Annotated in this window: 30 protein-coding genes and 1 pseudogene; 20 read left to right on the forward strand and 11 right to left on the reverse strand. The window is 58.7% G+C overall.

Annotation, left to right across the window (positions count from 1 at the left end; translation table 11 throughout):
- Positions 1 to 560 precede the first annotated feature (560 nt).
- Positions 561 to 734 (reverse strand): hypothetical protein, encoded by a 174-nt coding sequence (locus tag QZ409_RS11385; protein ID WP_296710942.1) that lies wholly within the window; start codon positions 732 to 734, stop codon positions 561 to 563.
- Between QZ409_RS11385 and QZ409_RS11390 the strand changes: the two genes are divergently transcribed.
- The 5 genes from QZ409_RS11390 (at position 733) to QZ409_RS11410 (ending at position 3,582) form a co-directional block, all read left to right on the forward strand.
- Entirely contained in the window at positions 733 to 1,023 is a 291-nt protein-coding gene (locus tag QZ409_RS11390) for a hypothetical protein (protein WP_296710945.1), read from the forward strand. The genes QZ409_RS11385 and QZ409_RS11390 overlap by 2 nt on opposite strands.
- Positions 1,024 to 1,403: 380 nt before the next feature.
- Positions 1,404 to 1,757: a hypothetical protein gene (locus QZ409_RS11395; protein WP_296710947.1), complete on the forward strand. Its 354-nt coding sequence runs from the start codon at positions 1,404 to 1,406 to the stop codon at positions 1,755 to 1,757.
- Between the two features lie 117 nt (positions 1,758 to 1,874).
- The gene (locus QZ409_RS11400; RefSeq protein WP_296710949.1) at positions 1,875 to 2,123 is read left to right on the forward strand and encodes a hypothetical protein; all 249 of its coding nucleotides are present in this window, start codon (positions 1,875 to 1,877) and stop codon (positions 2,121 to 2,123) included.
- Between the two features lie 228 nt (positions 2,124 to 2,351).
- Positions 2,352 to 2,831 carry a MucR family transcriptional regulator gene (locus QZ409_RS11405; RefSeq protein ID WP_296710951.1) on the forward strand — a complete coding sequence of 160 codons (480 nt, stop codon included), beginning with the start codon at positions 2,352 to 2,354 and terminating at the stop codon, positions 2,829 to 2,831.
- Between the two features lie 118 nt (positions 2,832 to 2,949).
- On the forward strand, positions 2,950 to 3,582 hold the full coding sequence (locus tag QZ409_RS11410) for a hypothetical protein (RefSeq protein WP_296710953.1): 633 nt from the start codon (positions 2,950 to 2,952) through the stop codon (positions 3,580 to 3,582).
- On the opposite strand, the gene QZ409_RS11415 is transcribed toward QZ409_RS11410, so the two are convergent.
- Complete coding sequence (locus QZ409_RS11415; protein WP_296710955.1) at positions 3,579 to 4,742, reverse strand: ATP-binding protein; 1,164 nt, start codon at positions 4,740 to 4,742, stop codon at positions 3,579 to 3,581. The two genes, QZ409_RS11410 and QZ409_RS11415, sit on opposite strands and share 4 nt — an antisense overlap.
- Positions 4,743 to 4,821: 79 nt before the next feature.
- On the reverse strand, positions 4,822 to 5,673 hold the full coding sequence (locus QZ409_RS11420; RefSeq protein WP_296710958.1) for a DUF3883 domain-containing protein: 852 nt from the start codon (positions 5,671 to 5,673) through the stop codon (positions 4,822 to 4,824).
- A 148-nt stretch (positions 5,674 to 5,821) separates the two neighbouring features.
- Here QZ409_RS11420 and QZ409_RS11425 point away from each other — a divergent pair, with 148 nt between their 5' ends.
- The 3 genes from QZ409_RS11425 to QZ409_RS11435 are packed head-to-tail and all read left to right on the forward strand — an operon-like array spanning position 5,822 to position 6,601.
- Positions 5,822 to 6,103, forward strand: a complete 282-nt coding sequence (locus QZ409_RS11425; RefSeq protein WP_296710959.1) for a hypothetical protein — start codon at positions 5,822 to 5,824, stop codon at positions 6,101 to 6,103.
- The gene (locus QZ409_RS11430; protein WP_296710963.1) at positions 6,072 to 6,290 is read left to right on the forward strand and encodes a hypothetical protein; all 219 of its coding nucleotides are present in this window, start codon (positions 6,072 to 6,074) and stop codon (positions 6,288 to 6,290) included. Before QZ409_RS11425 ends, QZ409_RS11430 begins: the two co-directional genes overlap by 32 nt.
- Positions 6,287 to 6,601 (forward strand): hypothetical protein, encoded by a 315-nt coding sequence (locus QZ409_RS11435; protein ID WP_296710966.1) that lies wholly within the window; start codon positions 6,287 to 6,289, stop codon positions 6,599 to 6,601. Before QZ409_RS11430 ends, QZ409_RS11435 begins: the two co-directional genes overlap by 4 nt.
- Here QZ409_RS11435 and QZ409_RS11440 read toward each other — a convergent pair.
- The 4 genes and pseudogenes from QZ409_RS11440 to QZ409_RS11455 form a co-directional block, all read right to left on the reverse strand.
- Positions 6,598 to 7,539 (reverse strand): annotated as a pseudogene (locus QZ409_RS11440) (IS481 family transposase). The gene QZ409_RS11435 and the pseudogene QZ409_RS11440 sit on opposite strands and share 4 nt — an antisense overlap.
- 269 nt (positions 7,540 to 7,808) lie before the next feature.
- Positions 7,809 to 8,576, reverse strand: coding sequence for an ImmA/IrrE family metallo-endopeptidase (locus tag QZ409_RS11445; RefSeq protein ID WP_296710970.1), 768 nt, complete (start codon positions 8,574 to 8,576; stop codon positions 7,809 to 7,811).
- Positions 8,573 to 8,950, reverse strand: coding sequence for a hypothetical protein (locus tag QZ409_RS11450; RefSeq protein WP_296710973.1), 378 nt, complete (start codon positions 8,948 to 8,950; stop codon positions 8,573 to 8,575). The genes QZ409_RS11445 and QZ409_RS11450 overlap by 4 nt, the downstream gene beginning before the upstream one ends.
- Before the next feature lie 53 nt (positions 8,951 to 9,003).
- Entirely contained in the window at positions 9,004 to 9,621 is a 618-nt protein-coding gene (locus tag QZ409_RS11455) for a hypothetical protein (RefSeq protein WP_296710976.1), read from the reverse strand.
- Between the two features lie 211 nt (positions 9,622 to 9,832).
- Between QZ409_RS11455 and QZ409_RS11460 the strand changes: the two genes are divergently transcribed.
- The 8 genes from QZ409_RS11460 (at position 9,833) to QZ409_RS11495 (ending at position 18,350) form a co-directional block, all read left to right on the forward strand.
- Positions 9,833 to 11,095, forward strand: coding sequence for a nucleotidyltransferase (locus QZ409_RS11460; protein ID WP_296710979.1), 1,263 nt, complete (start codon positions 9,833 to 9,835; stop codon positions 11,093 to 11,095).
- Between the two features lie 104 nt (positions 11,096 to 11,199).
- Positions 11,200 to 11,562, forward strand: a complete 363-nt coding sequence (locus QZ409_RS11465) for a hypothetical protein (protein WP_296710981.1) — start codon at positions 11,200 to 11,202, stop codon at positions 11,560 to 11,562.
- A complete protein-coding gene (locus tag QZ409_RS11470; protein WP_296710983.1) occupies positions 11,559 to 12,596 on the forward strand; it encodes a CBASS cGAMP-activated phospholipase in 1,038 nt (345 codons plus the stop codon). Before QZ409_RS11465 ends, QZ409_RS11470 begins: the two co-directional genes overlap by 4 nt.
- A gap of 89 nt (positions 12,597 to 12,685) precedes the next feature.
- Positions 12,686 to 14,215 (forward strand): DUF2235 domain-containing protein, encoded by a 1,530-nt coding sequence (locus tag QZ409_RS11475; protein WP_296710985.1) that lies wholly within the window; start codon positions 12,686 to 12,688, stop codon positions 14,213 to 14,215.
- Positions 14,216 to 14,325: 110 nt separating this feature from the next.
- Positions 14,326 to 15,072, forward strand: coding sequence for an MbcA/ParS/Xre antitoxin family protein (locus tag QZ409_RS11480; protein WP_296710987.1), 747 nt, complete (start codon positions 14,326 to 14,328; stop codon positions 15,070 to 15,072).
- Positions 15,073 to 15,882: 810 nt separating this feature from the next.
- Positions 15,883 to 16,647: a hypothetical protein gene (locus QZ409_RS11485; RefSeq protein WP_296710991.1), complete on the forward strand. Its 765-nt coding sequence runs from the start codon at positions 15,883 to 15,885 to the stop codon at positions 16,645 to 16,647.
- A gap of 61 nt (positions 16,648 to 16,708) precedes the next feature.
- Positions 16,709 to 17,698 carry an ImmA/IrrE family metallo-endopeptidase gene (locus tag QZ409_RS11490; protein ID WP_296710994.1) on the forward strand — a complete coding sequence of 330 codons (990 nt, stop codon included), beginning with the start codon at positions 16,709 to 16,711 and terminating at the stop codon, positions 17,696 to 17,698.
- Positions 17,691 to 18,350 (forward strand): hypothetical protein, encoded by a 660-nt coding sequence (locus QZ409_RS11495; RefSeq protein ID WP_296710997.1) that lies wholly within the window; start codon positions 17,691 to 17,693, stop codon positions 18,348 to 18,350. Before QZ409_RS11490 ends, QZ409_RS11495 begins: the two co-directional genes overlap by 8 nt.
- Here QZ409_RS11495 and QZ409_RS11500 read toward each other — a convergent pair.
- The 3 genes from QZ409_RS11500 to QZ409_RS11510 all read right to left on the reverse strand — a co-directional run bounded on the left by QZ409_RS11500 (position 18,333) and on the right by QZ409_RS11510 (position 21,526).
- Positions 18,333 to 18,914, reverse strand: a complete 582-nt coding sequence (locus tag QZ409_RS11500; protein ID WP_296710999.1) for a hypothetical protein — start codon at positions 18,912 to 18,914, stop codon at positions 18,333 to 18,335. The two genes, QZ409_RS11495 and QZ409_RS11500, sit on opposite strands and share 18 nt — an antisense overlap.
- Positions 18,911 to 19,726 (reverse strand): bis-aminopropyl spermidine synthase family protein, encoded by an 816-nt coding sequence (locus QZ409_RS11505; RefSeq protein ID WP_296711004.1) that lies wholly within the window; start codon positions 19,724 to 19,726, stop codon positions 18,911 to 18,913. The genes QZ409_RS11500 and QZ409_RS11505 overlap by 4 nt, the downstream gene beginning before the upstream one ends.
- A 333-nt stretch (positions 19,727 to 20,059) precedes the next feature.
- The gene (locus tag QZ409_RS11510) at positions 20,060 to 21,526 is read right to left on the reverse strand and encodes a DUF6035 family protein (RefSeq protein ID WP_296711008.1); all 1,467 of its coding nucleotides are present in this window, start codon (positions 21,524 to 21,526) and stop codon (positions 20,060 to 20,062) included.
- A gap of 163 nt (positions 21,527 to 21,689) precedes the next feature.
- Here QZ409_RS11510 and QZ409_RS11515 point away from each other — a divergent pair, with 163 nt between their 5' ends.
- The 4 genes from QZ409_RS11515 to QZ409_RS11530 all read left to right on the forward strand — a co-directional run bounded on the left by QZ409_RS11515 (position 21,690) and on the right by QZ409_RS11530 (position 24,447).
- Positions 21,690 to 22,013, forward strand: a complete 324-nt coding sequence (locus QZ409_RS11515; RefSeq protein WP_296711011.1) for a helix-turn-helix transcriptional regulator — start codon at positions 21,690 to 21,692, stop codon at positions 22,011 to 22,013.
- A complete protein-coding gene (locus tag QZ409_RS11520; protein ID WP_296711014.1) occupies positions 22,010 to 23,332 on the forward strand; it encodes a type II toxin-antitoxin system HipA family toxin in 1,323 nt (440 codons plus the stop codon). The genes QZ409_RS11515 and QZ409_RS11520 overlap by 4 nt, the downstream gene beginning before the upstream one ends.
- 203 nt (positions 23,333 to 23,535) lie before the next feature.
- On the forward strand, positions 23,536 to 24,102 hold the full coding sequence (locus tag QZ409_RS11525; protein ID WP_296711018.1) for a hypothetical protein: 567 nt from the start codon (positions 23,536 to 23,538) through the stop codon (positions 24,100 to 24,102).
- A 93-nt stretch (positions 24,103 to 24,195) separates the two neighbouring features.
- Positions 24,196 to 24,447 carry a hypothetical protein gene (locus QZ409_RS11530; protein ID WP_296711021.1) on the forward strand — a complete coding sequence of 84 codons (252 nt, stop codon included), beginning with the start codon at positions 24,196 to 24,198 and terminating at the stop codon, positions 24,445 to 24,447.
- A 52-nt stretch (positions 24,448 to 24,499) separates the two neighbouring features.
- Here the strand turns inward: QZ409_RS11530 and QZ409_RS11535 are convergent, their stop codons facing one another.
- Positions 24,500 to 25,741 carry a YifB family Mg chelatase-like AAA ATPase gene (locus tag QZ409_RS11535; protein WP_296711027.1) on the reverse strand — a complete coding sequence of 414 codons (1,242 nt, stop codon included), beginning with the start codon at positions 25,739 to 25,741 and terminating at the stop codon, positions 24,500 to 24,502.
- Positions 25,742 to 25,779: the final 38 nt, after the last annotated feature.

The raw sequence follows: 25,779 nt of genomic DNA on the forward strand, positions 1-25,779 counted from the left end.
CGCTTCAAGGCCAGCGCCGCAACCGCAAAAGGACGAAAGGAGAAAGCCAATGCCTTGACCAAAACCTGACCGCAGGAACATAAAAAGGCGGGTCACTTCTCAGTGAAAATCCCGGGTCAGTTCCAAACGGAAATCAACAGATTGGCGCAAAGCCGGCGAATTGTGCGGAGGCCTGTAATTCAGCGAACGCTGGCTAATTCTTGACGGAGCCTGGTTCGAGCAATTTGACGCCCTGGCGCGTTTCAAGGCTGCAGCCCTGGGGATGCTCGCATTTCGCGCCTTGAGGGAAGTCACCTGAAGCTTTGTGCTTTTCGTGTTGTGCCCAGCTGACGCAATTCCCATTTGGAAGCCGGTATCCTGGGCCGCCTCTACATCCACAGCCATCGCAGGCCATGGCGATGGAATTGAGCGTCAGAAAAGCGAACGCGGCGAATATCATATTGGATCGAGCGAAACAGCGCATCAGATCATCGCCTATGGAAACGGATGCCGGTTGAAATTCGAAAACCGGAACCCACGAAAAACATCGGGTTGGGCTCCGGCTGCACCGAATTTTTTTATCAACAGATGCGGAAATGAGCGCCGGTATGGCGGTTCGTCCGCCAGCATGTTTCGCCGCGATGATGATAGCCGTAATGCCGGTGGCCCCATCCAGCCTCGGCACGAGCGGATAAGGCAATCGGCGTCAGAACGATCGCGGAGAATGCCAAAAGCGCAGCGACAAATGATTTCATGATCACAATCCTTCGCCAAGCGATGCTGAGTGAAAATGCAGCAGCTAAGCCCAAGCGACAAGCGCCCAGCAGGCAGACTTTCGTCATGGAGATCGTCGCGAGCTTGCGCAAAGGCCTTGGTTCGATGGTGGGGCCGCGCCAGGCAGAGGTGTCCGATCCTGCGCAGAACGATTTTGCTCGCGCGGCAGGGAAAATTCATGCGAAAAATCTTGCATTGAATATAGATGCGGGCGGCTCAGATGTTTTTCGCTTGGCTGGAGATGCGCCGGAAAGAGCGAGCGCTGATTGACAGCGACGCTGCGGCCATGATCGAGGAATTCGGCCCCGCCGCCTATACCGAAGCCCGGCGGTGGGTCATCGCCGAATTGAATCACAAGGTTATCGACGCCGATCGTCCTCCCGGACACTGGGCTCGCGTTCGAGCGGAAGTGCGGCGACGGATTGGATGTCCCGCGAGATCAGACACGGCGACGCGCTACCTTGAGCATCGGTGATGGGCGGAATAGTTCATTCGACGATTACATTTGGCTGATTCCGAGCGCGCCGCGTCAATCGAGCACGTGCGTCCTGCCTGCCCGTTCCCGTCGTCTCCGAAACCAGTCGAAAATCGGCTTACCGTTTTTGAATGGGGAAATGGAGCCGATGGAAGAAAATGGATTCCGGTTTTAAGTGTGGAATCAGCCAGTAGCGCTGATAAAGTTCGAGACGAAGGAAGCCGAAGACTTCATTGTTGCATTCCCATCGCCTCAAATCACCGACTTAATTGGCGCAGCCGCATTGGCATTGAAAGATGCACAAGTAACCCACGGCAACGAATCCGCGCGGATTATTCCCGTTTCGAATCTCGACGTTGAATACCGTGTCGACCGAAACATTCCGTTTTGCGTATTAAAAGCGTCTCTCTACGGCGCTGGGGATTTGGAGTTTTCTGTTGACCGAAGCCAATTGGCGGCTCTCCGTGAGAAGATAGATCAATTATTGGACAGCGATACTCCGTATAGCCATCAGGATCCAAAACAGTAAGAGTTTTCATGTCTACCTCCTTGAGGTTAGTATTATAGTTACACGATTTGCTATCGTAATACCAAAAAATAGCGGCTAGGCGGACTTTCCCGCCAGCCAACCTTAGTGATTGTTGAATTGATCGCCGCGCTTCAGGAGTGCCCGCCTAGCGCGCGCGTCGTGGTGGACGGCCAGGTAGACGGTTTCGACAGCATCATCGGCGTAATCAATGGAAATTTCGCCGAGGCCAAGGTTTCAGAACGGTGGGTCGGCCGGCTGGATCACACTGAGCATTCGACGGCGTTATTTTACGCTCAGACCCCAGGAGGAGCTCGGAATGACGCTATCGATTCCCGCGCTTACAACAGCATGAAACGCGACATCTAACTGCTCGAGAACGCCAGTTGCAGAAGAGATTTTAATTCAAATTATCAAAACAGGTGACGGTCCTGGTCATTTGGTCCGTGACCAAAGTCGTTTTTGGACAACCTATGTCGGAACAGCGATGCGGAGCGGTGATGTGTCCATGTTTTGACAGTCCCAATAAATATTTGACTTTCGACGAAACCGCGCGCTACGCCGATTCAACAAAAACAAATGCTTCGGAGAATTAACATGTCAGAGAATGACAATACCTCATTTGTCGCCGAGATCCTTTCGGCCTACTTGTCCAACAACACGGTATCCCCTGCTGATCTCGGCTCGGTGATTCAGACAGTTAAAGCCGCGTTTGGTATTTCGATCGGTCAAACTACGGTTCCCACCGTTGACGAGCCGAAGAAAATGGAACCAGCCGTTTCGGTCAAAAAGTCTATAACGCCTGACGCGCTTGTATGTCTCTGCTGCGGGAAGCCGTTCAAATCTCTCAAGCGCCACCTTCAATCGGAACACGGTCTTTCGCCCGATGAATATCGCGCCGCTTTTGGACTGAAAGCGGATTATCCGACTGTTGCTCCGAGCTATTCAGCCCAGCGCTCCACTTTGGCCAGATCCACGGGGCTTGGTCGCAAACCTGCTGCATCGGCAGCCTCGAAGAAAGTCGCCGTGAAAAAGCCGGGTCGAAAAAAGACGGCCACAGAATCCGCGGCTGAATAATCTGTCTGGCTCAACCGTAGCCGCTCGCGAAACCTCGCAAGCGGCTATTTTTCTGTCGCGACGATCTGCTTTCGGCGTGACTGCGCCACCACTTTCAAGGCGCCTTGGGTAAGCCAACATGGTCATCCTCGACAGGGGGAGCAGGTCGAAGGGGCTGAAGCTCAGGTGCGGCAGCGCCCACCAGTCTGCCGGATGCTCGCACCGCGACATGTACGACTACAGAATCGTCGAGATGGGGGTGATCCACGGCCTCGGCGAGCATCGCGCGCAGCTCTCCATGGCGGCCAGCATCACCGCGAAGGCCACCGAGGACGCCCTCAACGGCGCCGTGCTCAAGCTCGAAGGGAAGGAAGCCGAACTGTCGAGGCTCATCGACCTTGTCCAGCAGGGAGTGGCCGTGCCTCAGGTCGTCGACCGCATGCGCCTGCTCGGCGACGAGGTCGCCGCCCTCAAAAGGGCGGCCGAACTTCTCAAACGGGATCGGGCGGAGACCGGCGTGGCTGACCCCGGGTCGGACGTGGACGACATTGGCGCGATATACCGCGCACTCGCCGACCTGACGTCCGTGCAGCGGTTCCCAGCGCGGGCGGAGATGCGGGAGAACCTTACCCACCTCATCGAGAAGGTCATCGTCGGGCCGAGCGGCTTCATCAGCCACCACAAGGACGGCACTGGCGCGAGAACTGTCAAGGTCGGGCGAGGGGCGACCGCGCGGACAGCGGATCGCGAGGCGACACTGCGTTCCAGTTAATCCTGACGCCGCATGAACTCAGCAAAGAGCGGCACCGTGAAGTCCAGATATCCGTGGTCGGTGCTGTAGATCATGCCCTTTGATATGATGCTTGCCCGCACGGGCCCCAAAGATTTCTGGGTGCGCGTCAGCTCCTGTGCGATGTCCGCCATCGCATATGGCCCATCGCCGAGTTTCGCCATAGCTTTTACGAACTGGACCTCCGCCTTCGTCAGACGATCCATCCGCACCTTGAAAAACCCTTCGTCCAGCGTCGCTAGCGTTTCAGCATAGGAATTGTCGGCGTCGGTAAATGTAACCTCAGGCCCCTCCGCGTTGTTCCATATTATTGAGGCCCATTCTTGAAGAAAAAATGGATATCCTTTAGTGCGCTCAACGATAAGTTCAAGTGCGTCCGGTGTAATGGTGGCCTCTTCATCGGTCATTGGCTTTTCAACCGCCTGCATGGCCGAAGTGGAATCAAGCGCTCCCACGCCCGGATATTGGAACAGCCGTTCTGCATAAGATTTAGCTTCTCCCGCCAAACGCGCAACTTGTGGGAGACCTGCACCAACCAATAGAACGGGCAGTCCCTCCTGTGACATCCGGTGCAGTGAAACAATCAGCGCCGAAAGGTCAGCTTCAGACAGGTACTGTACTTCATCGATCAGGAGTATCCAGCCACGTCCTGCGGCCTTAGCAGCCTTCCCGATTAGGGCGAAAAGGTCTGGAAGATCGTATTGGAGGTCGCCCGAGTCGGCTAGTCCAGGCTCAGGCTCCACACCGACTTCCACACCAGCCATTTCAATCTTGAAGATTGAGGCAAAGCTCCTCAGCCCGCTGAGGCCGCGGGTAGCCAATTGCTTGGCTGCTTCCACCCCGGAGAGCGATCTCATGACTTTTCGCATCTCTGGATATAAGAGGCGGGCGAGAGATTCCCCTTCCGGAGCCTCGACCTTGGAAACCAGTAAGCTTGCTTGCTCGGCGTTCCGACCAATTTCGTTGAGCAGCACGGTTTTCCCGGTCCCGCGAAGGCCCAGTAGCATTATCGAGCGCGCGCTTCTTCCCTGCACGGCTCTTCCACAAGAAATTTTTCCCGCCTCAAGGATGTTGTCTCGACCTGCGAGTTCCGGCGGGCGACTGCCTGCTCCGGGCGCGAATGGGTTGCGATAAGGGTCCATCGGTTCTCCACGGGTGACTGCCCAGTCTAGCGGAATATAGGGAAGTCTATTGAAAATCGCTAGACCTTTTTAGATATCGCTAGTCACATGTCAGTGGACGGAACGCCGCCCTCCACGTCTCGGCCTCAAGGTGCACGGCGTCCTCCAGCGGCGGGCGCAGCGTGAAAATTCTCGGCGACGCCGCGAAATCGAAGACCCGGTAGAGGTTGAACTCGGACGGACTCCGGTCTGCGAGGGACTTTTCAGTCCGCGTCACGAAGAACGGCGTCTGGGCGTCGCCGCAGGTCGTCTTCACCTCGATCAGTTTCCGCGCGCCAGACGTCGGGTAGAAGGACAGGATGTCGTATCCGGCGCCGTCGCCGTCGATATCTGAAACCCATCGTAGGTCGCGAATCAGATCGCGCCGCCCGGCCTCGAACAGATGCCGCTCCTCCACCTCCATGACGAAGGCCTCGCCCTTCTTGCCCAGCGACCTGTTGCGCGCGTCGCGGGCGACCGGATCGAATTTCCGCGCCAGCAGTCGGATGGGCCCAGGCGTCTTCGCTGCGGACGGATCGAAGACTGGTGGAAGAACAAAGGGGTCTGCTCCGGCGAACGGGTTGCGGGATTGCACCTCTGGCTCCAGCGCCGCCGGGGTCCGGGAGAGGTAGCGCTCGATTGCCTCGGACAGCGCCCCGAACTGGGCGTTGTAGGCTGGGAGGTAGCCCTTGATGATCGGAAGCCCAAGTTTCGACAGCACGGCGCTGACGTTCCGATATTTGAACTCGATCGATCCCTTGCTGCGCCTGGTCGCCGTCGCGATCCCGGCATTGTGGTGAGACTTCACATAAGGCCGACCGGCCAACTCTTCGCCGAGCATGGTGAAATAGTCGGCGACGAGCAGGTCGTTCTCCGCGTCCGTCCAGTTCGATCCTGCCGACGCGAGCGCCATTCCCTGCCTTCCCTCGTGCCGCCAGGACACGCGAGAACGGAGTCCCTTGTCAATGGCGGAGGCTTGACTGGCGCAGGAGTGTGCGTGGCAGCCTTGACCGCGACAGCGAGTATGCGACTTTGGCCGCCTCTCAGTAGGAAGACGGCTCATGATCATCGGCTGGTGGCGTCGGCGGAAGGAATTGCGGGCTCGGATCAACGCCGAGGCCCGCGTGTTGATCGCCGAGCGCGGTGACGCGGCCTACCACGTCGCCCGCAGCCGGGCGCTGGAATACCGCCTGCACAAGGTCGTCGATCCTGACCGGACGCCCGACCATTGGGACAGGGTTCGCTTTGCCATCCGCTGCCTCCAGCCCGCAAAGGACGCCGACACGGCGACCCGTTATTTGAGGAGCCGTGATGCCCGAGCGCACTGTCGCCGACCTGCTTGAACTCGAAATCGACGCGGTCGATGCCTTCTGCCCAAGATGCGGCGAGTCCTGGCGGTCGCCGATCTCATTCCTGCCATCGGCGACGACGCTGGAAAAGGTTGCGGCGCTCATGATGTGCCCGACCTGTGGGGCGCGCGACATTGAGGTGGAGGTCGAGGCGCCGGGAAACGGTCGGGCCATCCAATGACGATGCCTAGCCACCGGTATCTTGCCGTCCTCGCATTATTCGCCCTCGGCCTGCCATCGCCGGCGGGCGCCGGACCAGACTGCCCGGCCTTGAACCCGGCTGTCACGCAGGAGACCATCGGCGCCACAATTTGCACGGCGGGCTGGACGCGAACGGTGCGGCCTTATGTTGCAGACATGAAGCGGATCGAGGCGGAAATGCTGGCGACCATTGGGGAGCCGATCGAGCGCCGGAACCGCTACGAACTCGACCACCTCGTGCCGCTCGCCCTCGGCGGCGCCTTGATCGACCGGCGGAACCTCGCGCTCTAGCTGTGGAGCCTCAACAGGTTGTCCTCGGACAGAGCGAGGCGGCTGATTGGCGTGTTTGATTTTATTCCGCCGTGCGGTCGACGCCAGTTGTATTGTGGAGCCAGATCGGCAGCTCTTCGGCCCGACGAGTTGAGGTCGGATAGGCTTGAGCGTAAGCCCATTCGCGCAGCGCCGTCTGGATGAAGCGCTCGGCCTTGCCGTTGGTCTTCGGCGTATAGCGCTTGGTCCTGACGTGCCTGAGGCCGAGTTCCCGGCAGGCCTGCCGGAAGGCGAATGATTTGTAGCACGAGCCGTTGTCGGTCATGACCCGCTGCACGGCGACGCCGAGCCTGGCGTAGTAGGCCACGCTCGCTTGGAGGAACGCGACGGCGCTTTCCTTTTTCTCGTCGGGAAAGATCTGGCTGAAGGCGACGCGGGAGGCGTCGTCGATGCAGACATGGACAAATTCCCAGCCGACGCCGCGTGACTTGCTTTGGCCCGCGCGGTCGCCGGTTATGCGGTGACCAACACGGTCGAAGCGGCCAAGTTTCTTGATATCGATATGGATCAACTCGCCGGGGTTCTCGCGCTCGTAGCGGCGGACGGGTTCGGCCGGCTCCAGCGCAGCAAGCCGGTTGAGGCCGAGACGCTGCAGGATGCGGCTGACGGTCGCTGGCGAGACGCCGGTTTCGGCGGCGATCTGCGCCCCGGTCCGGCGCTGGCGGCGCATGGCCTCGACCTGCGTGACAACCGCGTCCGGCGTCGGCCGGTTGAGCTTATGCGGCCGCGACGATCGATCTTGCAGGCCCGCGACCCCTTCGGCCTTGAAACGCTTCCACCATTTGCGCGCGGTCCGCGGGCAGACGCCTGTGGCTCGTGCGGCGGCCTCCGGCGTCTGCCCGCTCTCGATCTGGCGCTCGACCGTGCGGCGTCAAACGGGCATTCTTGTGGATGTTCATCCGGTCCTCCGGGTCTTTCTGAAGCTTCGCAACCTCAGCATCCCCGATCAGGACCGGATGGACAACCTAATGAAAACTCACATCTAGCCCACCGACGAGGCGCGGGAGAAGGACGCCATCGAGGTGTGCCTGTCCTCGCTGGTCTGTCAGGGCAAGATCGCGCTTGAGGATGCCCAGTCGGCGATATGGGAGTACTGGCGCAAGGCCGGGGAACTTTGCGAAGAAAAGTGGTGACACGGCCCTCGCCTTCAGAGCGACCGTCCGGCGGACTATCCCAAACCCTTCTCCGGTATCTTGAGAACCGTGAGAACTTCCGGTCCAGGTAGCATCACCGACTGCTCCGAAACCTCATATCGCCCCGCATCCTTGAAATCGAACCATGCGTCCGCCGGCATCAGGCGCGGACGCGTCTCGGCAGCCGCTCCTTCGAAAAGCATCCGACCGGCAAACGTCTCCCGGTCAAGCGTACGTTGCAGTCGCCACCATGTCGGCACCATCTTTGCTGCTCTTGCCCAGTGGTAGCCTTGCCTATTGTAGCAGGCGAGAACAATTGGAATTCGATTCGACTCAACCGCCTTAATAAGCGTCGCGGTTAAGCTGACGTTGAATTCTGCGGCGATTTCCGCCACGTCCTGAATCCTGAATTTATTGAGTTTCGCCAGCACAGGTCGAAACATAAAATTTGGGAGCACAAGGTCCGATGCGAACCCATCGGCTTGCCGCTCAGGATTGAGCGGCCCTGGCTTGATGTCCTCGATATCTTTCGAGTTGCAGAACAGCACCTTGCCGCGATGATGGTGCCAATGGCCGACCTCATGCGCCAACGAGAAGCGCTGACGCTGTTCGCAACTTCCGCTATTCACCAGAATGATCGCCTTTTTAGACGAGCCAGCGATCATCGCCTCGCACTTGTCCAATGGCTGATATTTGACGAAAGCACCTCGGCTTGCAGCGATGGCTTCAAGATCGATGTCCTTTGGGCGCCGAATTCCGAGTCCGAGCAGCATCCGTTCCGCCGGAGTGACATCGTCACTCATTCCGTCTCATCCTCGGATTCGAGCTTTTCAAGGTCTGCCAAGGCCCTCAGGAGCGCGTCCTCGTCGTGGTCCGACAGGCCGTTGCCTTTCCGCGCAGCGAGCATCATTGGAAGGGCCGGGTCGCGAGATTTCATCGCCCCAAGCTTTACCTTAGCCTTTTCGCGATTGAAGGGGATCGCCGAAACGTTCGCGGTAGACGCTCGAAAGGAAGCGGCGGCAGCTTTCGCCTCATCCAATCGCACCTTGGCGCACATTTCCTCTGCCTCTGCGATCATTTTATTAGCGAGGATTACATAAGCGTCGAAGTCGCCGCCGGCTTCCTTGATATCCTCACGGATTTCATCCGGCTTGGCGGCGATAAAGCTCTCGATCAAGGCGTCCTCGATCCGGCGCATCCCGTCGATGTCCTGTGTCTTTTTGGAGGCGCTCATTGTTGCCACCCGTAGGGATAAAGCTTCAACATTTTGCGTCTGATCTTCTTGTAAAGATAGTCGATGCGGGATTGATCGGCTCCGACGAATTCCCGCAAATCCCTGCCGCGAAGACCTTCAGCCAACCCCATGATCATCATTTGACAATCCTCGTCGCCATCAAAGTGGCTGTTGATCGTCTCCAATGCCGTCTTAGCTTCCGGCTCCTCGGCATCCAAAAGGAGCTGTTCAGGATTTAGCGAACTCGAAGCCAGGGCGCCGGTGCCGAGGACTACAGGTTCCGGATTGGCCCGATCGTCGTCGAAGGCCACATGCCGTTTCTGGTATTCGCGGTCATGCGAGGCAATGCTCCGCATCGTTTGGATCAAGAAGGCGATGAACGGCACGTCGCGGGGACAACGCCTCTTGCCTAGAATTGTTCGACACAGCGCCTCGCGAAATAATTCGCCCGCCTGACGTCCAGTCCCCCCAATCTGTCCTTTATCCATCGCGATCAGCTTCGCCTTTTCGTCCGCCGAAAGCGCATGAATCATCGCGAGCGCCTCCTGGACGTCGAGATATTCCACGGCATCGTCAGGTTGCTCGACGGCGTCGGCATCGCTCGTTGAGCCCATGCCTTTCTGGCCTCCATCTCACTATGCCCGTGAATTTTCTTTTTCGGACATGTGGGCATGGAGTCCGAAAGCCGGGTCGTCGCCGGCATAGCTTAACAGGATGCCAGCTGGCGCGGCAAAATCAACCGAGTTCAGATGAAACTTCGAGGGCTGCCCAAGAAGGAGGCGAGGTATCCGCCAACGTGCCCACGCCCGGCCTTAGGAGTAAAAAATGAGCCGCATGAATCTTCCGACTAACGATGATCCGTTTCTCAATCCCCTTGACGCAATCCTGGCGGATGTCGCCGTCAACCTGCAGCTCCCGCCGAGCTTTCACGACAAGGCGACAGAGCGTTACGAAGCAGTGCGGACTTACGCGGAGCGCGATGGCAGCCCCCTGAAAGGCCATATCCTCCGTTTCTACCCGCAGGGATCTATGGCGATCGACGCCACGATTTCGACCCGCGGCACCGACGACGAATTCGACATCGACATCGTGGCGGAACTCAACGTTGCCCACATGGCAGACCCGAACTGGGCGTTGGATCAGCTCGCCGAGGCGTTGAGGGGCTATCCGACCAGCAAGAGGATCGAACGCCAGACGCGATGTGTCACGGTCCGCTATGCCGACGGCATGCACCTTGATGTCACGCCCGCGGTAAGGCTGCCATACACTGCGGAGCGCGAAAGCCACATCTTCCACGCCCACCCTGAAAAGGCGGCGTCCGAGCATTACCACGTGCCGATGAACGCCTATGGTTTCGTGGAATGGTATCGCCAGCGCACCCCCATCGAGGATCGCTTCGCAAAGGCGTTCAATCGGCGCCTTTTCGAAGCCTATGGAATCATGATCAAGGCGGCTGCCGAGGTCGACGAGGTTCCAGACCCGACGCCCGTTCATGTGAAAAACACCGCTACTGTCGCCCTTCAGTTGCTTAAGCGGTTCCGCAACATCGCCTATGCTGAGGCGGGTTGCCGCATTCCTCCTTCGGTGATGATGTCGTGTTTCGCCGGTCACGCCGCTGCGCCGAACACTTCGCTCACCGATATGGTGATCCGTCAGGCGCGCATGATTGCAAAGCATATTTGGGCGGCGAGCGGCAGGCGGGAGAGGATCAAGGTCGTGAATCCGGTCTACGTCCATGACTGCTTTACGGACCGCTGGCCTGAGAGAATCGACCAACAGAATGAATTCGCCCAAAAGTTGAATGAATTCGCGACCGGGCTAGAATACCTGAAGCGCAACGATACCTCGTTGGAGGATCTCCAGGTTTGGCTTCGCGACCAATTCGGCAGCCATGTCGTTTCACGCTCTATCCAGCAGATCAATGAACGCATGGGCAGGGCTGTGCTGGCCGCTACTCAGTCCTATACCCCCAAGGGCGGCATTTACGTCCCGAGTGCTCCGAAGCTGATGGGGGTCGGAGCGGCTTCTGCGGCATCCATGCCGTCCGTCGCGAAGGCCCACACCTTCATGGGTGGGCGCCGCCAGTGATCTGTTTTCCAACCATAGACGTCCAGATTCATGCCATGCGGCAGTCGTGGCCGTCGCTCCGCGAAACGCGAATCGATAGCCGAACCGCTGTTTGGCGCGGTCCTTTGCGCCCACTTCTGATGACCCATGAGGTTGAGATTTTCTATCGCGCCCCCCTCGTGATCGAACTGATCAATCCGATGCAGCAGCAGCCGCAGGTGCGCGTCGCGCAGCCCCTTCTCAAGAAGATGCCTCGCAGCGCCGAAGGAGCGCTGCCGCACGTGTATTGGGACGATCCAGACCGGCCCATGCTCTGTCTCTTCGACGCGGAGGCGGGCCAGTGGTCGCCTTGCGACCTGCTCGCCGCGACCACGGTGCCTTGGACCGTGGACTGGCTCGCCTGCTACGAGGGCTGGCGCGCAACTGGCGAATGGACCGGCGGTGGTCGCCATGTCGGCGCCGCAAGCAAGAAGGAACGCGAATCGTGAACCACGTGCCCACCCGCCGTTCGGACGGAACGATTCAATTCCGCCGCGAGATGCAGCCCTGGCCGAAAGACCGCCCGTTTCGAATCCTGTCGATCGACGGCGGTGGCATCTGCGGACTGCTTCCCGCCGCCGTCCTCGCCGAGATCGAGCAACGCTTCCTCGGCGGCGCGCCGGTCTCCGACTATTTTGATCTCGTGGCGGGGACTTCGACCGGCGGCCTCATCGCCCTCGGCCTGGGGGCCGGCATGTCCGGCGCGCAACTGAAGCAATTCTACATCGAGCGGGGTCCCAACATCTTCCCATCGAGCGACGGCGTCACCGGCAAGGCGCGCGGGATGCTGAAATGGGCGAAACAGAAGGTCCGCACTCTTTACGACGTGGCGCCGCTGGAGGCCGAATTGATGAGGGTCTTCGAACAGCGCTTCTTCGGCGATTCGAAACTCCGGCTTTGCGTCCCTTCCTTCGAGGGGACGCACGGGGAGCCTTGGATTTACAAGACGCCCCACCATCCGGACTACAAGAAGGACCGCCACGAGAGGATGTTCACCGTCGGCAGGGCAACGTCGGCTGCGCCCACCTACTTCAAGCCCCTCGACACCTTCGGATACCGGATGGTCGATGGCGGCTTATGGGCCAACAACCCGGTGATGATCGGTCTGGTTGACGCCTTGGCGTGCTTCGACATCGACCGCGAACAGGTGCAAATTCTCACCTTGGGCTGCGGCGAGAATTCGTTCCACGCGAGCGATTCTCAGGTTGACGGCGGCGAGCTTCAATGGCGAAACGCCATTCGCGGGGCCATGCGCGCGCAATCCCGGAACGCTCTGGGTCAGGCCTTCCTGCTCGTCGGAAAGGACCGGGTGGTTCGCCTCGACGCCCCCGAGTCGCCCAATCCCATCGCGATGGACGATGTGGGACGCGCGCTGGCCGAGCTTCCCAACATGGCGCGGTCGCTTGTCGAAGGCGCCGGCCACCGCGTCAACGAGATGTTCCTCGGCGACAAGGTCGTGCCCTACCAGCCGATCATGATGTGAGAGGCGCGGTGGGACGCTCTCTCGTTTTGTCAGTCATTTTCCTCGGCAACGAGGCCGAAATCATTACCCCTCGATAAGGAATTTCGAAAATGCCCAAGAACATCGTGATCTTCTCAGACGGCACCGGACAGGACGGCGGCGTCCGCCCTGAACAACGCCTGAGCAATGTGTACAAGCTCTACCACGCCTGTCGCGTCGGCCCGGAAAACTGCATCGACCCCAGCCAGCAGGTGGCCTTCTACGATCCCGGGCTCGGCACCGACATCGGCGCGACCGCTCTGACGGCGCCCGTCCGGTTCGTCCAGAAGCTCCTCGGCTCGGTGATCGGCAGCGGCATCAAGAAAAACATCGCCGACTGCTACGAGTTCATCATCAACCACTACCAGCCCGGCGACCGCATCCTCCTGATCGGCTTCAGCCGTGGCGCCTACACGGTTCGGTGCATCGCGAACCTGATCATGCTCTGCGGCGTCCCGACCAAGACGCCATCCGGTCCGTTGCCGCTGTTGCGGTCGGCAATCCATGACATCGCGACGGAGGCCGTCGAGACTGTGTTCGAACATGGCGCAGGCCATCCTCGGGAGCAGTTCGAGGCCGAGCGTTTCGAACTCGCCCGGCGTTTCCGCGAAAAATACGGCTCGAACCACGAAGGAGGCGAAGACGGACGCTCCAATGCCGCGCCCCATTTCATCGGCGTGTTCGACACGGTCGCGGCCCTAGGCGCCAGCGGGTTGAAGTGGTGGCTAATCGTCGGCGGCCTCACGCTCGGCGTCGTCGCCGGCGCCGCCTTGATCTCGGCGGTCCCGGCAGCGGCGATCGCCGGGCTGCTTCATCTGCTCAAGGGATGGTCATTCTGGACGGTTGCGCTGTCGATAGTGGGCTTGTCGATCGTAGCGGCGGCGGGCGGCCTTCTTTATCATCAGGTCAGGTCCAGCCTGAAGATCATCCACGACTTTCCCACCAAGGGCGCCGCCCCCCGTTGGCACTTCGCGACGTGGAAGGGCAAGAACTTCGACCGACTGCTGAGCAAGTACGTGAGCTACGCCAGAGCGGCCAACGCCATTGACGAGACCCGGGCGGATTTCGCCCGCGTCGGGTGGGGCGGCGTTCAGGACGGGGTGCCGTCGGTGGTCGAGGGGCACGACCGGCTGATCCAACTCTGGTTCGCCGGCAACCATTCCGACGTCGGCGGAAGCTACGACGACACCGAATCGCGCCTTTCGGACACTTCCCTTGAATGGATGGTCCAGCAGGCGACGGGCGTTCCGGGCGGCTTGATCGTCGCGGGACAGAAGGCGCCGGGCGACGCAAGCAACAATCCGAACCTTCGGGTTTTCCCTTCAGCCGATGGCGCTCAACACTGCGAGGTGGTCGCGATGCAGGACACCATCGCCAGCAGATTGCCGAAGTGGATTCTCAGAATTTGGACGCCGCCGACCTGGCCGGTGAAGGTTCGGGAAATCACACACGACGCCCCTGTTCACCCCTCGGTCGAGGAGCGCTTTAAGCTGGCTTCCGTCGTTAACGCCGCGGGTTCGGGGCCATATCGCCCCAAGGCGTTGGAAAACCACGACAGGCTCAAGCAATACTATTCCCCGAATGCCGAGGGCGCCGCCTAAGCGATGTCCGTCGTCGATCGAACGGCCTTCCAGCTTCCAGCGTGAGAATCTATCGGATTTCGATACGATTGGGTAAGATCGCTATAATTGCCGGAGAAAGACCTGCCGAAATGACGTCAAAACGCCGCATGCGCCGGATTCGCGGGAAGATGCGATCGGCAACGGTCGCCAAAAGCAGCCGCATTGCCGGGGCGGAATATGGACCGGACTCGATTGCCGTGCTCGCGGCGCTGGCTCCGGCACGACGGCGGCCGGACTATTTCATAACGCCGGACATGTCGGATGAGGCACGCATAAACGTCGCCTTGCGTTTCATATTCCGCGACGCAGACCGCGCCAACGCCTGGCTCAAGACACGAAATGATGTTTTCGGCGGTCAGGCGGCGCTAGACATTATGAGCGAAGCCAGCGGCGTCGAGCGAGTACGGGAATACCTCGAGTCCGAGGCAGCAGATGGAATTGAGGTAGACAGCTTTGGCCGTCGCCTGCTCTCGCAGAAAGGCTCGATCCCAGCGGATGTCGCACTCGAGATCGACGACCCGCGCCGGGCAGGCCCGACGTCAGAAATGCCGGATGATCCGCGCGCTCTCGCTCTCGAAGGGCTACAGGCACCATATGAAGCCGACGCGGATTATGGTCCGAAATCGCGGGCTGTTCTAGAAGACTTGGCCCCGCCTGCTGACCGCCGACACAGCTTCTCAACGTTCGAGCTCTCCGAAGAGCAGGTCGAGGCGATCAAGAACACCAAAATGGACCCTCGGCATGATCATCTGGACGCCTCGCTCGAGGACGACTTCGGCCGCCGGCTGCTCGAGCAAAAAGGTACGATGCCGCCGGACGTCGATCTGGAGATATGACTCCGCACCGCAAGGAGATTTGACTCCGCTCCGCAAAATGCATCTCTCGCTACGGCACTGACCTACCTCCGCTAAAATTGACCAGCCTGACAGAAGTAGGTCACACACACCTCGGCTTCTTCCTGCGCACCCACGTGAGGGCAATGGGCGAGTTGGGCCACAGCAACCGGAGTTATTGCGAGGAAGCCGCCTTTGCCTGCAGCGCCGAAGTTCGCGCGCTGCGTTGGTCGCACCATTTGCGCTCCGACCACAACCAAAGTCTTTGGTCGCGCAAAACGACTCGGATCATCCCTGTTTTAGCTGCTTCGAGATGAGCGACTAAGCAAGTCGGCAGCACTGCTCGGCCAGCAGAGTCAAAGCTGAGCCGCGAATAACGGTCCATCGCGGCAATTGCGAGCTCGCCCCGTTCAGCCTCACTTGCTTCACCCAATATTCGCTGAATCGCGTCCATCGCTTCGCGACCGGCTGAGTCCCAACTGCGCAGCTCGACAACGCTTTCGGCCTCCACCACAGCTAGGGCATTAGAATTTGGGGCGCTGAGCCACTTTAGCTGGCTTCGGACGTTAATCGGGAGAACGACCCGATCCTTTGACGCCAAGGCCACGACATCAGTCCAGACGCCCTTTGCAAAGGACGCCACAGGATTCCAGGAAGTCGGCCGGCCGGTTTTCATGGGACAATATGGGTAAAAGAAACAATCGGCTTTGACCAGCCAGATTGGAAGGATTAGGATTATGGTATAGAAATTAATTAGGATTTTGGCACATTTTGCGCGCATAAGCGTCAAAAGTCGTGAGATTGGGGAGTTCTATGCTCGAACGCTCAGCGGCATCATTTCGAATGCGGCCTGAAATGGGAACAAGTCATGCAGACGAATATGTGTGCTGGTCCCGGATGCAGGCCGAGGCTGGCCAACAGCTCGAGGCCATCATCGAGAGGAAGGAGCGCGAGCGGCAGGCTGGAAACGGAGTGTTTTTCTGGGGCGTCGGCAACGCCCCCTCGGTCTTGATTAATGCCTTGGCCCGGATGGAACGAGCTATTCCGGTCGTGTTTTCCAAAATGAAGGGAAGGCCCAAAGCCGTCGATCTTGAGCCGGGACGGACGGTGGTCTGGCGGCAATACATTGACGTCCACGGCAACGAACGGCCGCTTCCTGCGCACGCTCTCGTGACGAGCCGGGGCGATAGTGGGCTCGGTCCGAAGACAAGGCATTTCGCGCTGATCTGTTTCTCGGTGTCCCCTTTGGCCTTATCAGCCGGGACCGCTTTCGACCCGAATTCATACCGAAATGCCGGCGGCACGGGCGCGCCGGTCGGCGCCTCCCAAGTCACGGCTTTGCTGCGGCGAACCGCGGCGACGATGGGCGACACTCCTTACGAGATCAATCTGCATGCGAGCCTCGTCGGAAGCTGTTGGGTTCGCTTGACCGATCCGGTCGAACTCTCTACCGCGGAGCTCCGGGAAATCGCCGTGGCAACTTCGTCCGGCAACGACTGGATTGATCTCGTCACCCGGCTCCGAAAGGGCGACGCCGCCCTCGATTCCAGCGACAACGCAAAGTCCCGATTGTTCTAACGGCCCAGCATCGTCAGACTGCACCCAACACCCGCGTCCTTAGCAGACGGATCAAGGAGTTTTGGACGACACTAGAGAGCTGATCAGCGCCTTGAAGCGCGCAGGGCTGAGCGATCATGCCATTCGCGCCGCTTGGCCTTCATGGTGGGACGATGACGCTGCGGCCTCCAAGTCGGGCAAAGCAGAACTGCGTTTTGCCCTCGCCCGCAAGCTTGGACTTTCGCCTAAATCACTTCTTGGCGAACGCGTCGAATTTGTTTGGAAAAATGACGCTCGCTTCAAGAACCTCGCCGCCGTCGATGCTGACGAACTCGCCGCGCTTGCATCCTTCGGTGTGTCTGTCGGACGTCTATTGGTTCGTGCAACGCCCCCAGGCCAGTCGATCGAGGGAATCCCAGCAGAACAGCTGCGAGCAGCGATTCTACGCGGGCGTCAAGTCGTCGACTTGCTCAGCTTGTTGACCACCTGCTGGGGGCTGGGGATTCCGGTCATCTTTCTCCGTGTCTTTCCTCTGAACGCCAAATCAATGAGGGCGATGGTGATCGGTGTCGAAGGGCGGCACGCCGTTTTGTTGGGACGAGAGTCACAATATCCCGCCCCTTTGGCCTTCACATTGGCGCATGAACTCGGCCATGCCGCTCTCGGTCACGCACAAGGCGGCAACGCGTTGGTGGATGTCGCCGATCCCGATTTTGATGGCGGCGATCCCGAAGAAGAAGAAGCTGACCGCTATGGTCTCGAGCTTCTCACCGGGTCGCCAAAACCCGCCATCACGACGAATACGCAAAGCTACGGCGCAAGAAGCCTAGCGGAAGCTGCGATACTCGCCGGGCCGTCTCGCGGCATAGAGCCAGGCACCTTGGCGCTTTGCCTCGGCTATATCCAGAAAAACTGGGCAGCGGCAAACGCCGCGTTGCGCCATATCTACGATGAGCCGCGCACGATCTGGAACGACATCAACCGCCTAGCTTCATCGCAGCTGCAATGGGATGAACTCAGCGACGAGTCGAGCACTTTCCTCAAAAACGTCATGTTCGGCGTCGATGCGTAATCCCGTTCTTCTCGATAACGATATCATTTTGAAAGCGCTCCGATTTGGAATCGAAGTGGAGCTTCTTTCTGTCGCCACTAAATCAGGAGACCCGCCGGCCATTTTGAAAGTGGCCGAATTCATGATTCGGGGACGGATCCAGAGATCAAAGCTAAATGGGCACGAAAACGACGAGGCCGCTTTGATCGAGTTCCTGGGGGCCGTCGCCAGGATCGAGCCAAGCGACCACGAGCTTGAACTTGCGGCCGATTTTGAAGCCAAAGCGCAAAAAAAGTACCTCGAGCTCGACTCAGGCGAAAGCCAACTCTTGGCGGCGCTCATCGTTCGCGGTCACAAACTGATGCTCACTGGCGACAAGCGGGCAATTTGCGCCATCGAGCAAATCGCCTCCGATCAGTTGGATTCGGCGCGCCTGGTTTGTTTCGAGCAAGTTGTCGCATCTATACTGAGAGAAGCAGACTTCACCGCAGTCCGCGAAAGCGTCTGCCGAACCCCGACGACAGACCGGGCTGTATCTATCAGCTTCGCTTGCTCCTCGGCCGTTGTCGCGGTGGAATCTGTTTTCGAAGGCCTCAGGAGCTATACCGAGGCTCTGCGACGAGATGCCGCCACTGTCCTGTTTCCAGGCGATGACCTAATCGGTGTTCTTTAAAAAGACGGCATAAGGCGCTTGCAGTTCCGCGACCAAATTTATCTGAACTTCCTTTGGATCGTCCTCATTCGTATTTTCGGAATGATCCATGACCTCCAGGCATGCTTTGTCGACTTGCCCACGTAGATAGCGGCTACCCAACCGTCCCATGCTCGGCCCGACCGGAACTCTTGTTTGGTTCAAAGGCAACATGACCTCTTTGCGTTCCAGGCTCTTGATAACCAATGCAAACCTCGAACCGAGCACGTTGATGGGCTTTGGGATTTCCTTCCAGGTCAGCCCGTCTTCCGAATAGTCGCTTGCCCTGACCTGTTCCGCAAAATGCTTGGAATTCATTTCCTGCATGACAAGGTGGATAGGCTGCCCTTTCGCTTCGAATATCTCAGCGAAAGGCTGCACCATGGAGCGGGGATGACAGGTGTTGCCCCCATAGCCCCACATTGCAAAGCCAGCCTGCTCGATCTCCTTAGACTTGCGATTGATGATGTCCTCCAAGCCCTCCTGGGCATGAGTTCCCACCTTCATGAATAGGATTCCCGCCCCCGGTTGGATGATCGCGCTCATTCAAAGCCCTCCAGCAGGTCCAACTTATACTCGTCTTCATGAGCCTTGCCGTAATCGAGTCTCTTGCGTTCTCTGACGTACCTGACTTTCGGCTCCTTGGACTTCCCATAAAAATTGATCAGCCGTTCACGTGACGCCGGTTCGCTCGGCGCTGCATTTGCGGAATTGCCAGGTAAAGAGCTGACAAAAAGGTTGCACGATTTCAGGTCGGGATTGTCGTCAAGATGGTAGGCATGCAGCTTTCTCTGCATCCGCGAAACATAGAAGCCGCGGTCCCGCGAAAACCCCTGAACGCTAGCAAGCACCTCCTTGGGCCAAGCGATTTCATCATCGTCGGCAATAACGATCATGCCTTCGCCTTCGAATCCGACAGCCTCAATCCCGCGTTGGGCGAACAAATTGACGCTTTCGCCGTTATTGGAAGCGCCCCAAGGCGGATTCGTATAAAAGCAGTCATACTTGGGCGCCTGCGGGAATGCTTCTAGGCAGTTGTAAAGTTCGGCATCGAGATGCTCGATCCGCTCCCGGTCCGCGAAACGCTTGACGGCTTGAACCGTCCGTTCATCAAAATCGAAAACCATGATTTTGGTCGGACCGAAATTCAGCACGCCCCGCTTCTGCAGATAGGCCACGCAGACGCTGATCGCGTCTCCGTCTCCAATGAAGGCAAGCCGCTTCCCGTCCGCCCAATCGGCGACGATCTCGGTCTGGAAGACCATATCGCCCGTTTTCATGTGAATTTGATCGAATTCCCGAAGTGGACGCGGCCGGTTTTGAACGACATCGGAAACAGCGTTGACGGCGCTGCGCAAGTCTACTTGCTCTCGCAATCGGGACCTCCTGAAAATGCTTGGTTCAAACGCTGCGTCCCGCTTTCCGCGAGACAAAAATAGGTCGGAGCGCAATAGGCCGAATCGGGTGCCTCGAACCTTTGCCGCGAACACGCCTTAATGACTATGATTCGTGGCCAAGATTATCGCCGCAAGCAGACGGTGGCAAACTGCGGAGGCCAAGGCATCAACAGGCTCGCGAACGCGCTGATCGCGGTAGCAATGAAACACGCCAGCGTCAGATCAGCCCAGCGCGTGGCGGTTTGTCAGCTCGAAATTTTTTCGGCCGAGAGGGGACCCTAATCGCGGCAAAATTCAAAACACCCGTCCAGCTTTGATCTCCGCGATTCGATGGGCCCCGGCGGCGAAAACCACCCCCCGCGCCCGATCCATAAAACCAGCAAGGCCCGGGAACAAAAAACAAAGGAAAGCGTGTTCCTCTTCCTCGAGCAAATAGCAGCTTTCGCCAATTGCCATGCCCTCTCGAACGAGCACGGCCCGGCCGCCCCATTTACCGCTCTTGTCGGCTTCTGCGATCAAGCCGGTCCGGCCGAACGCCCTGATAGCGCAACCAAACGGCAACAAGGCCCCTTTCGCCTTGTCATGCAAATGATGCGCGACCTGGACCAACGTTACGAACTTGAAGCCGATCGGTTTGCCGGTATGGGCGCTAAGCACCGCCCGAACCGCGCTTCGCACCTCCAAGGTGATATAGCGCGCCCCGCTCATCGGAATCTGAAGCCGAAGGCCTTCACTTCGTAGCGATTCGCGTAACTTCTCATGCGTCGTGAAATCAATATCGCCATCGGCATAACTGAAATAGTCGAGCCATCCCCGCCGAACAGCATCTTTGTCAGCCGCTTCGCGATCGACCTCCGCCGCAGAATGACGCTCTCGAGCAGCCTTTTCCTCGCGGTCGACATCAACGGCAAAAATCCGTTGCCCCCGTAAGTCCAGGGTCAGATCATCCCAGGCAACCAGTCGGCTCTCCCATTTCGTAGAGATCCGCCCGTCATCTCCAATCACCCGATGGGCAATCCAGCACCGAAACGTCAGCCTCCCCAACGCTTGAGAAAGCGCCACAGTCTCGCTATCGACCAACAAGACGTTGGAGTTATTCGGGAAGAAAATATCGTCGGCCGTCATCCTCCGATTTTCTGGATCGAAAAACGGCATCACCCAGACGAGCAGGCCACCCTCCTGGCTATAAAACTCACGCCGGTCGAGGACAACATCCAGAAAAGTGGTCGACAGCTGCGCCTCGAAAGCAATCCGTAGACCTTCGAACCTAGCGCTCACGTCAGGCCGGCGCAGGGACTTCGGGTCGACCTCGCCACGCCAGGTTTTTTCAACCAGCACGTCCGAAAATCGCGCATCCGCCTCCAACGAGGCGACAATCAGCGCTTTCGCCCTGAGATGCGCCTCGCTTTCCTGGGCGCCGCGATATTTCATCGCCCTGATAACGCCCTCTGGAAGGCCGCGCACACGCTCCTGGCAAGCCTCGCCATCACCTGCCCGATGACGGAAATGTCCGGCCTTGCTCAAATCACCTGACAGATAAAGGCCTTTGCCACAAAGCGGGCAAACGAACCGTGGCGTATCGCGACGGACAGAGCTGCGCACCTCAGCCCTGGCGCGAACAAAACGGTCATAGCGAAATTTCGAAATGAACCGCCGCGCCAACAAAAGACGCCCGGACTTTGTCGACCGAACTTCCGGAACCTCCGGATCTAAAACCGCCGGCGTCTGAGCCGTCGGATCAATCGTAATGTTTCTGCTCATTATTCAGTTAACCGCCTGAACGCACTTCGACGTCAGTCTAAAGCGCAACCTCTGAAACCCAAAAAAACATCTGTGTCTCTCCCAAAATCAAAAACCGCAAAAAAACGCCCTTGAATTACCAATAATAGACCATATATGATCTTTTATGAAGGGATTTTAGGCTATGACCTGGGAATTTTCACTGACCACGCCCGACCGAGCAGCCGCCGAAATCGGAGAAAAAATCAAACAGCACCGCATTGCCAAGAATATCACGCAACTGGAAATGGCAAAACGAACCTCCGTCTCCCAAAGCACTCTGAAAAGAATTGAATCTGGAGGACTCGGCTCGCTCCGCGATGTGATGGCGATCGCAATCGAACTGGGCATCGACACCGACATCATCGGCTCAATACCACGGCCGCCACTACGTTCCCTCGCCGATCTCGACAGCGAGGGGCGCCGTATACAACGCATACGCGCCAGGGCCCACAGGAGAACGTCTTGAAACAACCGACAGCCGTCAAACTCACAGTAAAGCTGGAAATCGAAGGCTGTTCCCTACCGATCGGTGACCTCATGTGGTCACGAGACGACAGATTGGCCGCGTTCGAATACGACCCGGCCGCAATCGAGGCCGGTCTGGAAATATCTCCGTTTAAAGCAAAGCTTGCACCCGGCGTGATCATGGGCGCGAGATTTCCATTCGACGGCCTCCACGGAATTTTCGCGGACAGCCTCCCCGATGGATGGGGTCGCCTTCTCGTCGACCGTCAAATCACTAGCAATGGAGGCAATCCCGCCATTCTGACTCCAGTCGACCGCCTCGCCATCGTCGGTTCACGCGGGATGGGAGCGCTCACCTATGCCCCCGAAAATCCGATCGCCATCTCCACAAACGACGATACTCTGAAAATCGACTGGTTCGCCCACCAGGCTGAAATGATCTTGCAAGGCCAGTCCGACGAAGGAATCTCCCGCCTGCTCGAAGCCAGCGGCGGCTCGGCTGGCGCCAGGCCAAAAATCATGGCCCTAAGAAATCCTTCTTCGAATGAATTCCACATTGACCATGGAAACAATGACGACCCGATGCACGAGCATTGGCTCATCAAACTGAAGCACCGAAAAGAAGGAATCGACATAGGCCGGATCGAATACGCCTATGCTCAGATGGCTAAAGCAGCTGGAATTGATTTTCCCGAGACTGTCCTGATCACAGATAATCAGGGCACAGCTCACTTCGCAGTACGCCGATTCGATAGAACCAATGCAGGCCGACATCACGCCCATACCCTCGCCGGCCTGCTCCATGCAGACTTCCGAGTCCCTTCGCTCGATTACAGCGATTTGCTCAGGGCCACCAGGATCCTAAGCCGCGACCAAGCCCAAGTCGAAGAGGCATTCCGACGGATGGTATTCAATGTGATCGCCGGCAATCGCGACGACCATGCAAAGAACCATGCCTTCCTGATGAGCAAGGACGGTCGATGGAGGCTATCGCCAGCTTATGACGTCACGCCTTCAGACGGCCTTGGGGGCGAGCACAACATGACAATCGCCGGCGAAGGCAAGGCGCCAAGCCAAGATCATTTCTCTAAAGTCGCGGCAACTGCTGATATCCCAAGCGCGACTGCGCGCAACATCACCGAGTGCGTCACGAAAGCAACCTCCTCTTGGAAAACTTATGCAGACGACGCTGGAATTGGCAGAGCTGAAACGTCAGCTATTGCTAAACTTATCGAGTCGAACGCGAAGGCAGCTTCGCAATACCGTCGGCCCTCAATACCACGCCGATCAAAAAATAAACGCAACGGAATTACTGATTAAACTGAATAACCACCTTTAAAATTGCAGCTTTCTTCCCACGGCCATCACGCTCAGTTTCGTCGCCAATCCTGCCGCACTCGGCAAATCGCAACCTCATCGAGGACCAGGCGTCATAAATTCAGCTTTTGTACCTGTTTTGGCAGAACAGCTACAGCTAACTGACCAATGCCCAGCACCGCACATCCGCCGAAAAGGAAATCCACTTGAAGATAACCTATCGCGGATCGCCCGTCATTTTCGTCGACGTTGAAGCCTCAACCCTCGACACAGACACATTCCCGATTGAAATCGGCTGGTCGGTAGACGACGAACGAGACCCGCCGTCCTTTCTCATCAAGCCGGCGCCAGGCTGGGATAGCACCGACGCCTATCAGGCGGGTAAAGCCTGCCACGGAATTCCATACGTCGATCTTGTCGCCAAAGGCGTCCATCTCCTCGATATTCCAGGCTGCCTCGACAAGGCCTGGGCCGGCGCAATCCTGGTTTCCGACAATCCACAGTTCGACCAAAACTGGGTCGCGCAGGTCTATGCCGAGCTCAACCGACGCTCGCCCTGGCAAATGGTCGAACTCGACGTCATCTTCGCGACGCTCTGCCAGTTCGCCGGCGTGGACCGCGACGAAGTCGTCGCCATCATCCGCGCCGCCGACCATATGCCCCGGCCGCATCGCGCCGGCGGCGACGCCTTATGCATGCACAAAATAGTCCGAATGATCGTTAATCCAGCGTGGCGAACCAAAATCCTGAACGCCCAGAAAGATAATCAATAAGCTTCTCAAGCTATTAACAAGCCTGCGGCACTATCGCCACTCGACCTAGACCTTTGCGATCGCCCAGACGAAATTCCGCTCAACGATGGACGATTGGACAATATCGATCCGCCGCATATTGCGAAGCGCCTTCGACGCCCACTTGGTGACGTCCGCCACAAGGGACCGGTGGAGCCATCGACAGGCGGACAAAGCGCCTTCATCGCGGCAATGGCGGTCTGGCTGTGTTTTGACGGCAAGGTCTTCACGCCGGTATCCAACATTGCCAAAATTTTTGCGGCGAACTCAGGGTTGATTGCGCCCAACGCCGTGCTCGAGGATGACGACTCGCCGGCGGCTTCTTAGAGCAAAAAACGAGCGAAGCCGGCGCACGTAAGCCCAACAGATTAGGAGTAGCTCACGTCGCGAGTCCTACAAACTTCTGAGAATCCGGCTGACTTTTGTGTTTCACATCCGAGGCCCGGATCGCCGCCACTTCGAGATGAAGATCGATGCGGTCCAGCAGCGGCCCCGAGAGACGCGTCTGATAGGACTGGGCGCAACGTTTCGGCTCGCCGCGGCGGCAGGAATAGCCCGGCTCCAGCGCGTGGCCGCAACGGCAGGGGTTCATCGCCGCCACCAATTGGAACCGCGCCGGATAGACGCAGCGGTGATTGGCCCGCGAGATCGCGACCTCTCCCGTTTCCAGAGGCTGACGCAGCGCGTCGAGGGCCTGCGGCTGGAATTCGGGCAATTCGTCAAGAAACAGCACACCGTTATGGGCCAGCGAAATCTCGCCGGGCCGCGCCCCGGACCCGCCGCCGACTAGAGCCGGCATCGATGCTGAATGATGCGGCGCGCGAAACGGCCGCCGGTCGGTCAGTTCGCCGCCGGCCAGCGCGCCGGCGACGGAATGGATCATCGAAACCTCGAGCAGTTCACGGGGCGTCAGGGGCGGCAGGATCGACGGCAATCTTGCCGCCAACATGCTCTTTCCCGCTCCGGGCGGTCCGTTGAAGAGGAGGTTGTGCCCGCCCGCCGCTGCGATTTCCAGCGCGCGTTTGGCGCTCTCCTGGCCCTTGATCTCTCGAAGATCCGGCAGAATCCCGCCTGGGGCGCGAATGGCGGGGGCCGGCCGTGAAATGACCTGAGACCCCTTGAAATGATTGGCCAGCTGAATGAGCGAGCGCGGCGCGATGATCTTGATGTCGGCGGAGGCCCAAGCCGCTTCCGACCCGCAATCCGCGGGACAGATCAGCCCCCGCCCGCGCGCGCCGGCCGCGACCGCCGCTGGCAGGACGCCGGCGACCGGACTGATCGAGCCGTCGAGAGCCAATTCGCCGAGGACAGTGTAGCCTTCGAGGGCGTCGAAAGGGATCGCGCCAATCGCCGCCATCACGCCCAGTGCGATCGGCAGGTCGTAATGGCTGCCTTCCTTGGGCAGGTCGGCCGGGGCGAGATTGACCGTAATCCGCTTCGCCGGCAGCGCCAGCCCGGAGGCGACCAAAGCGGACCGAACCCGTTCCCGGGATTCCGCGACGGCTTTATCGCCAAGGCCGACGACATTGAAGACGACGCTGCCGTTGGACAATTGAACCTGTACATCGACAGGACGCGCTTCTACACCCTCGAACGCCACCGTCGATACGCGAACAACCATGAGCCTTCCCCGGAATGGCTGAACGCTAGCGAATCACC

It is taken from the genome of Rhodoblastus sp. (assembly GCF_019449565.1).
Taxonomy (GTDB): Bacteria; Pseudomonadota; Alphaproteobacteria; order Rhizobiales; family Beijerinckiaceae; genus Rhodoblastus.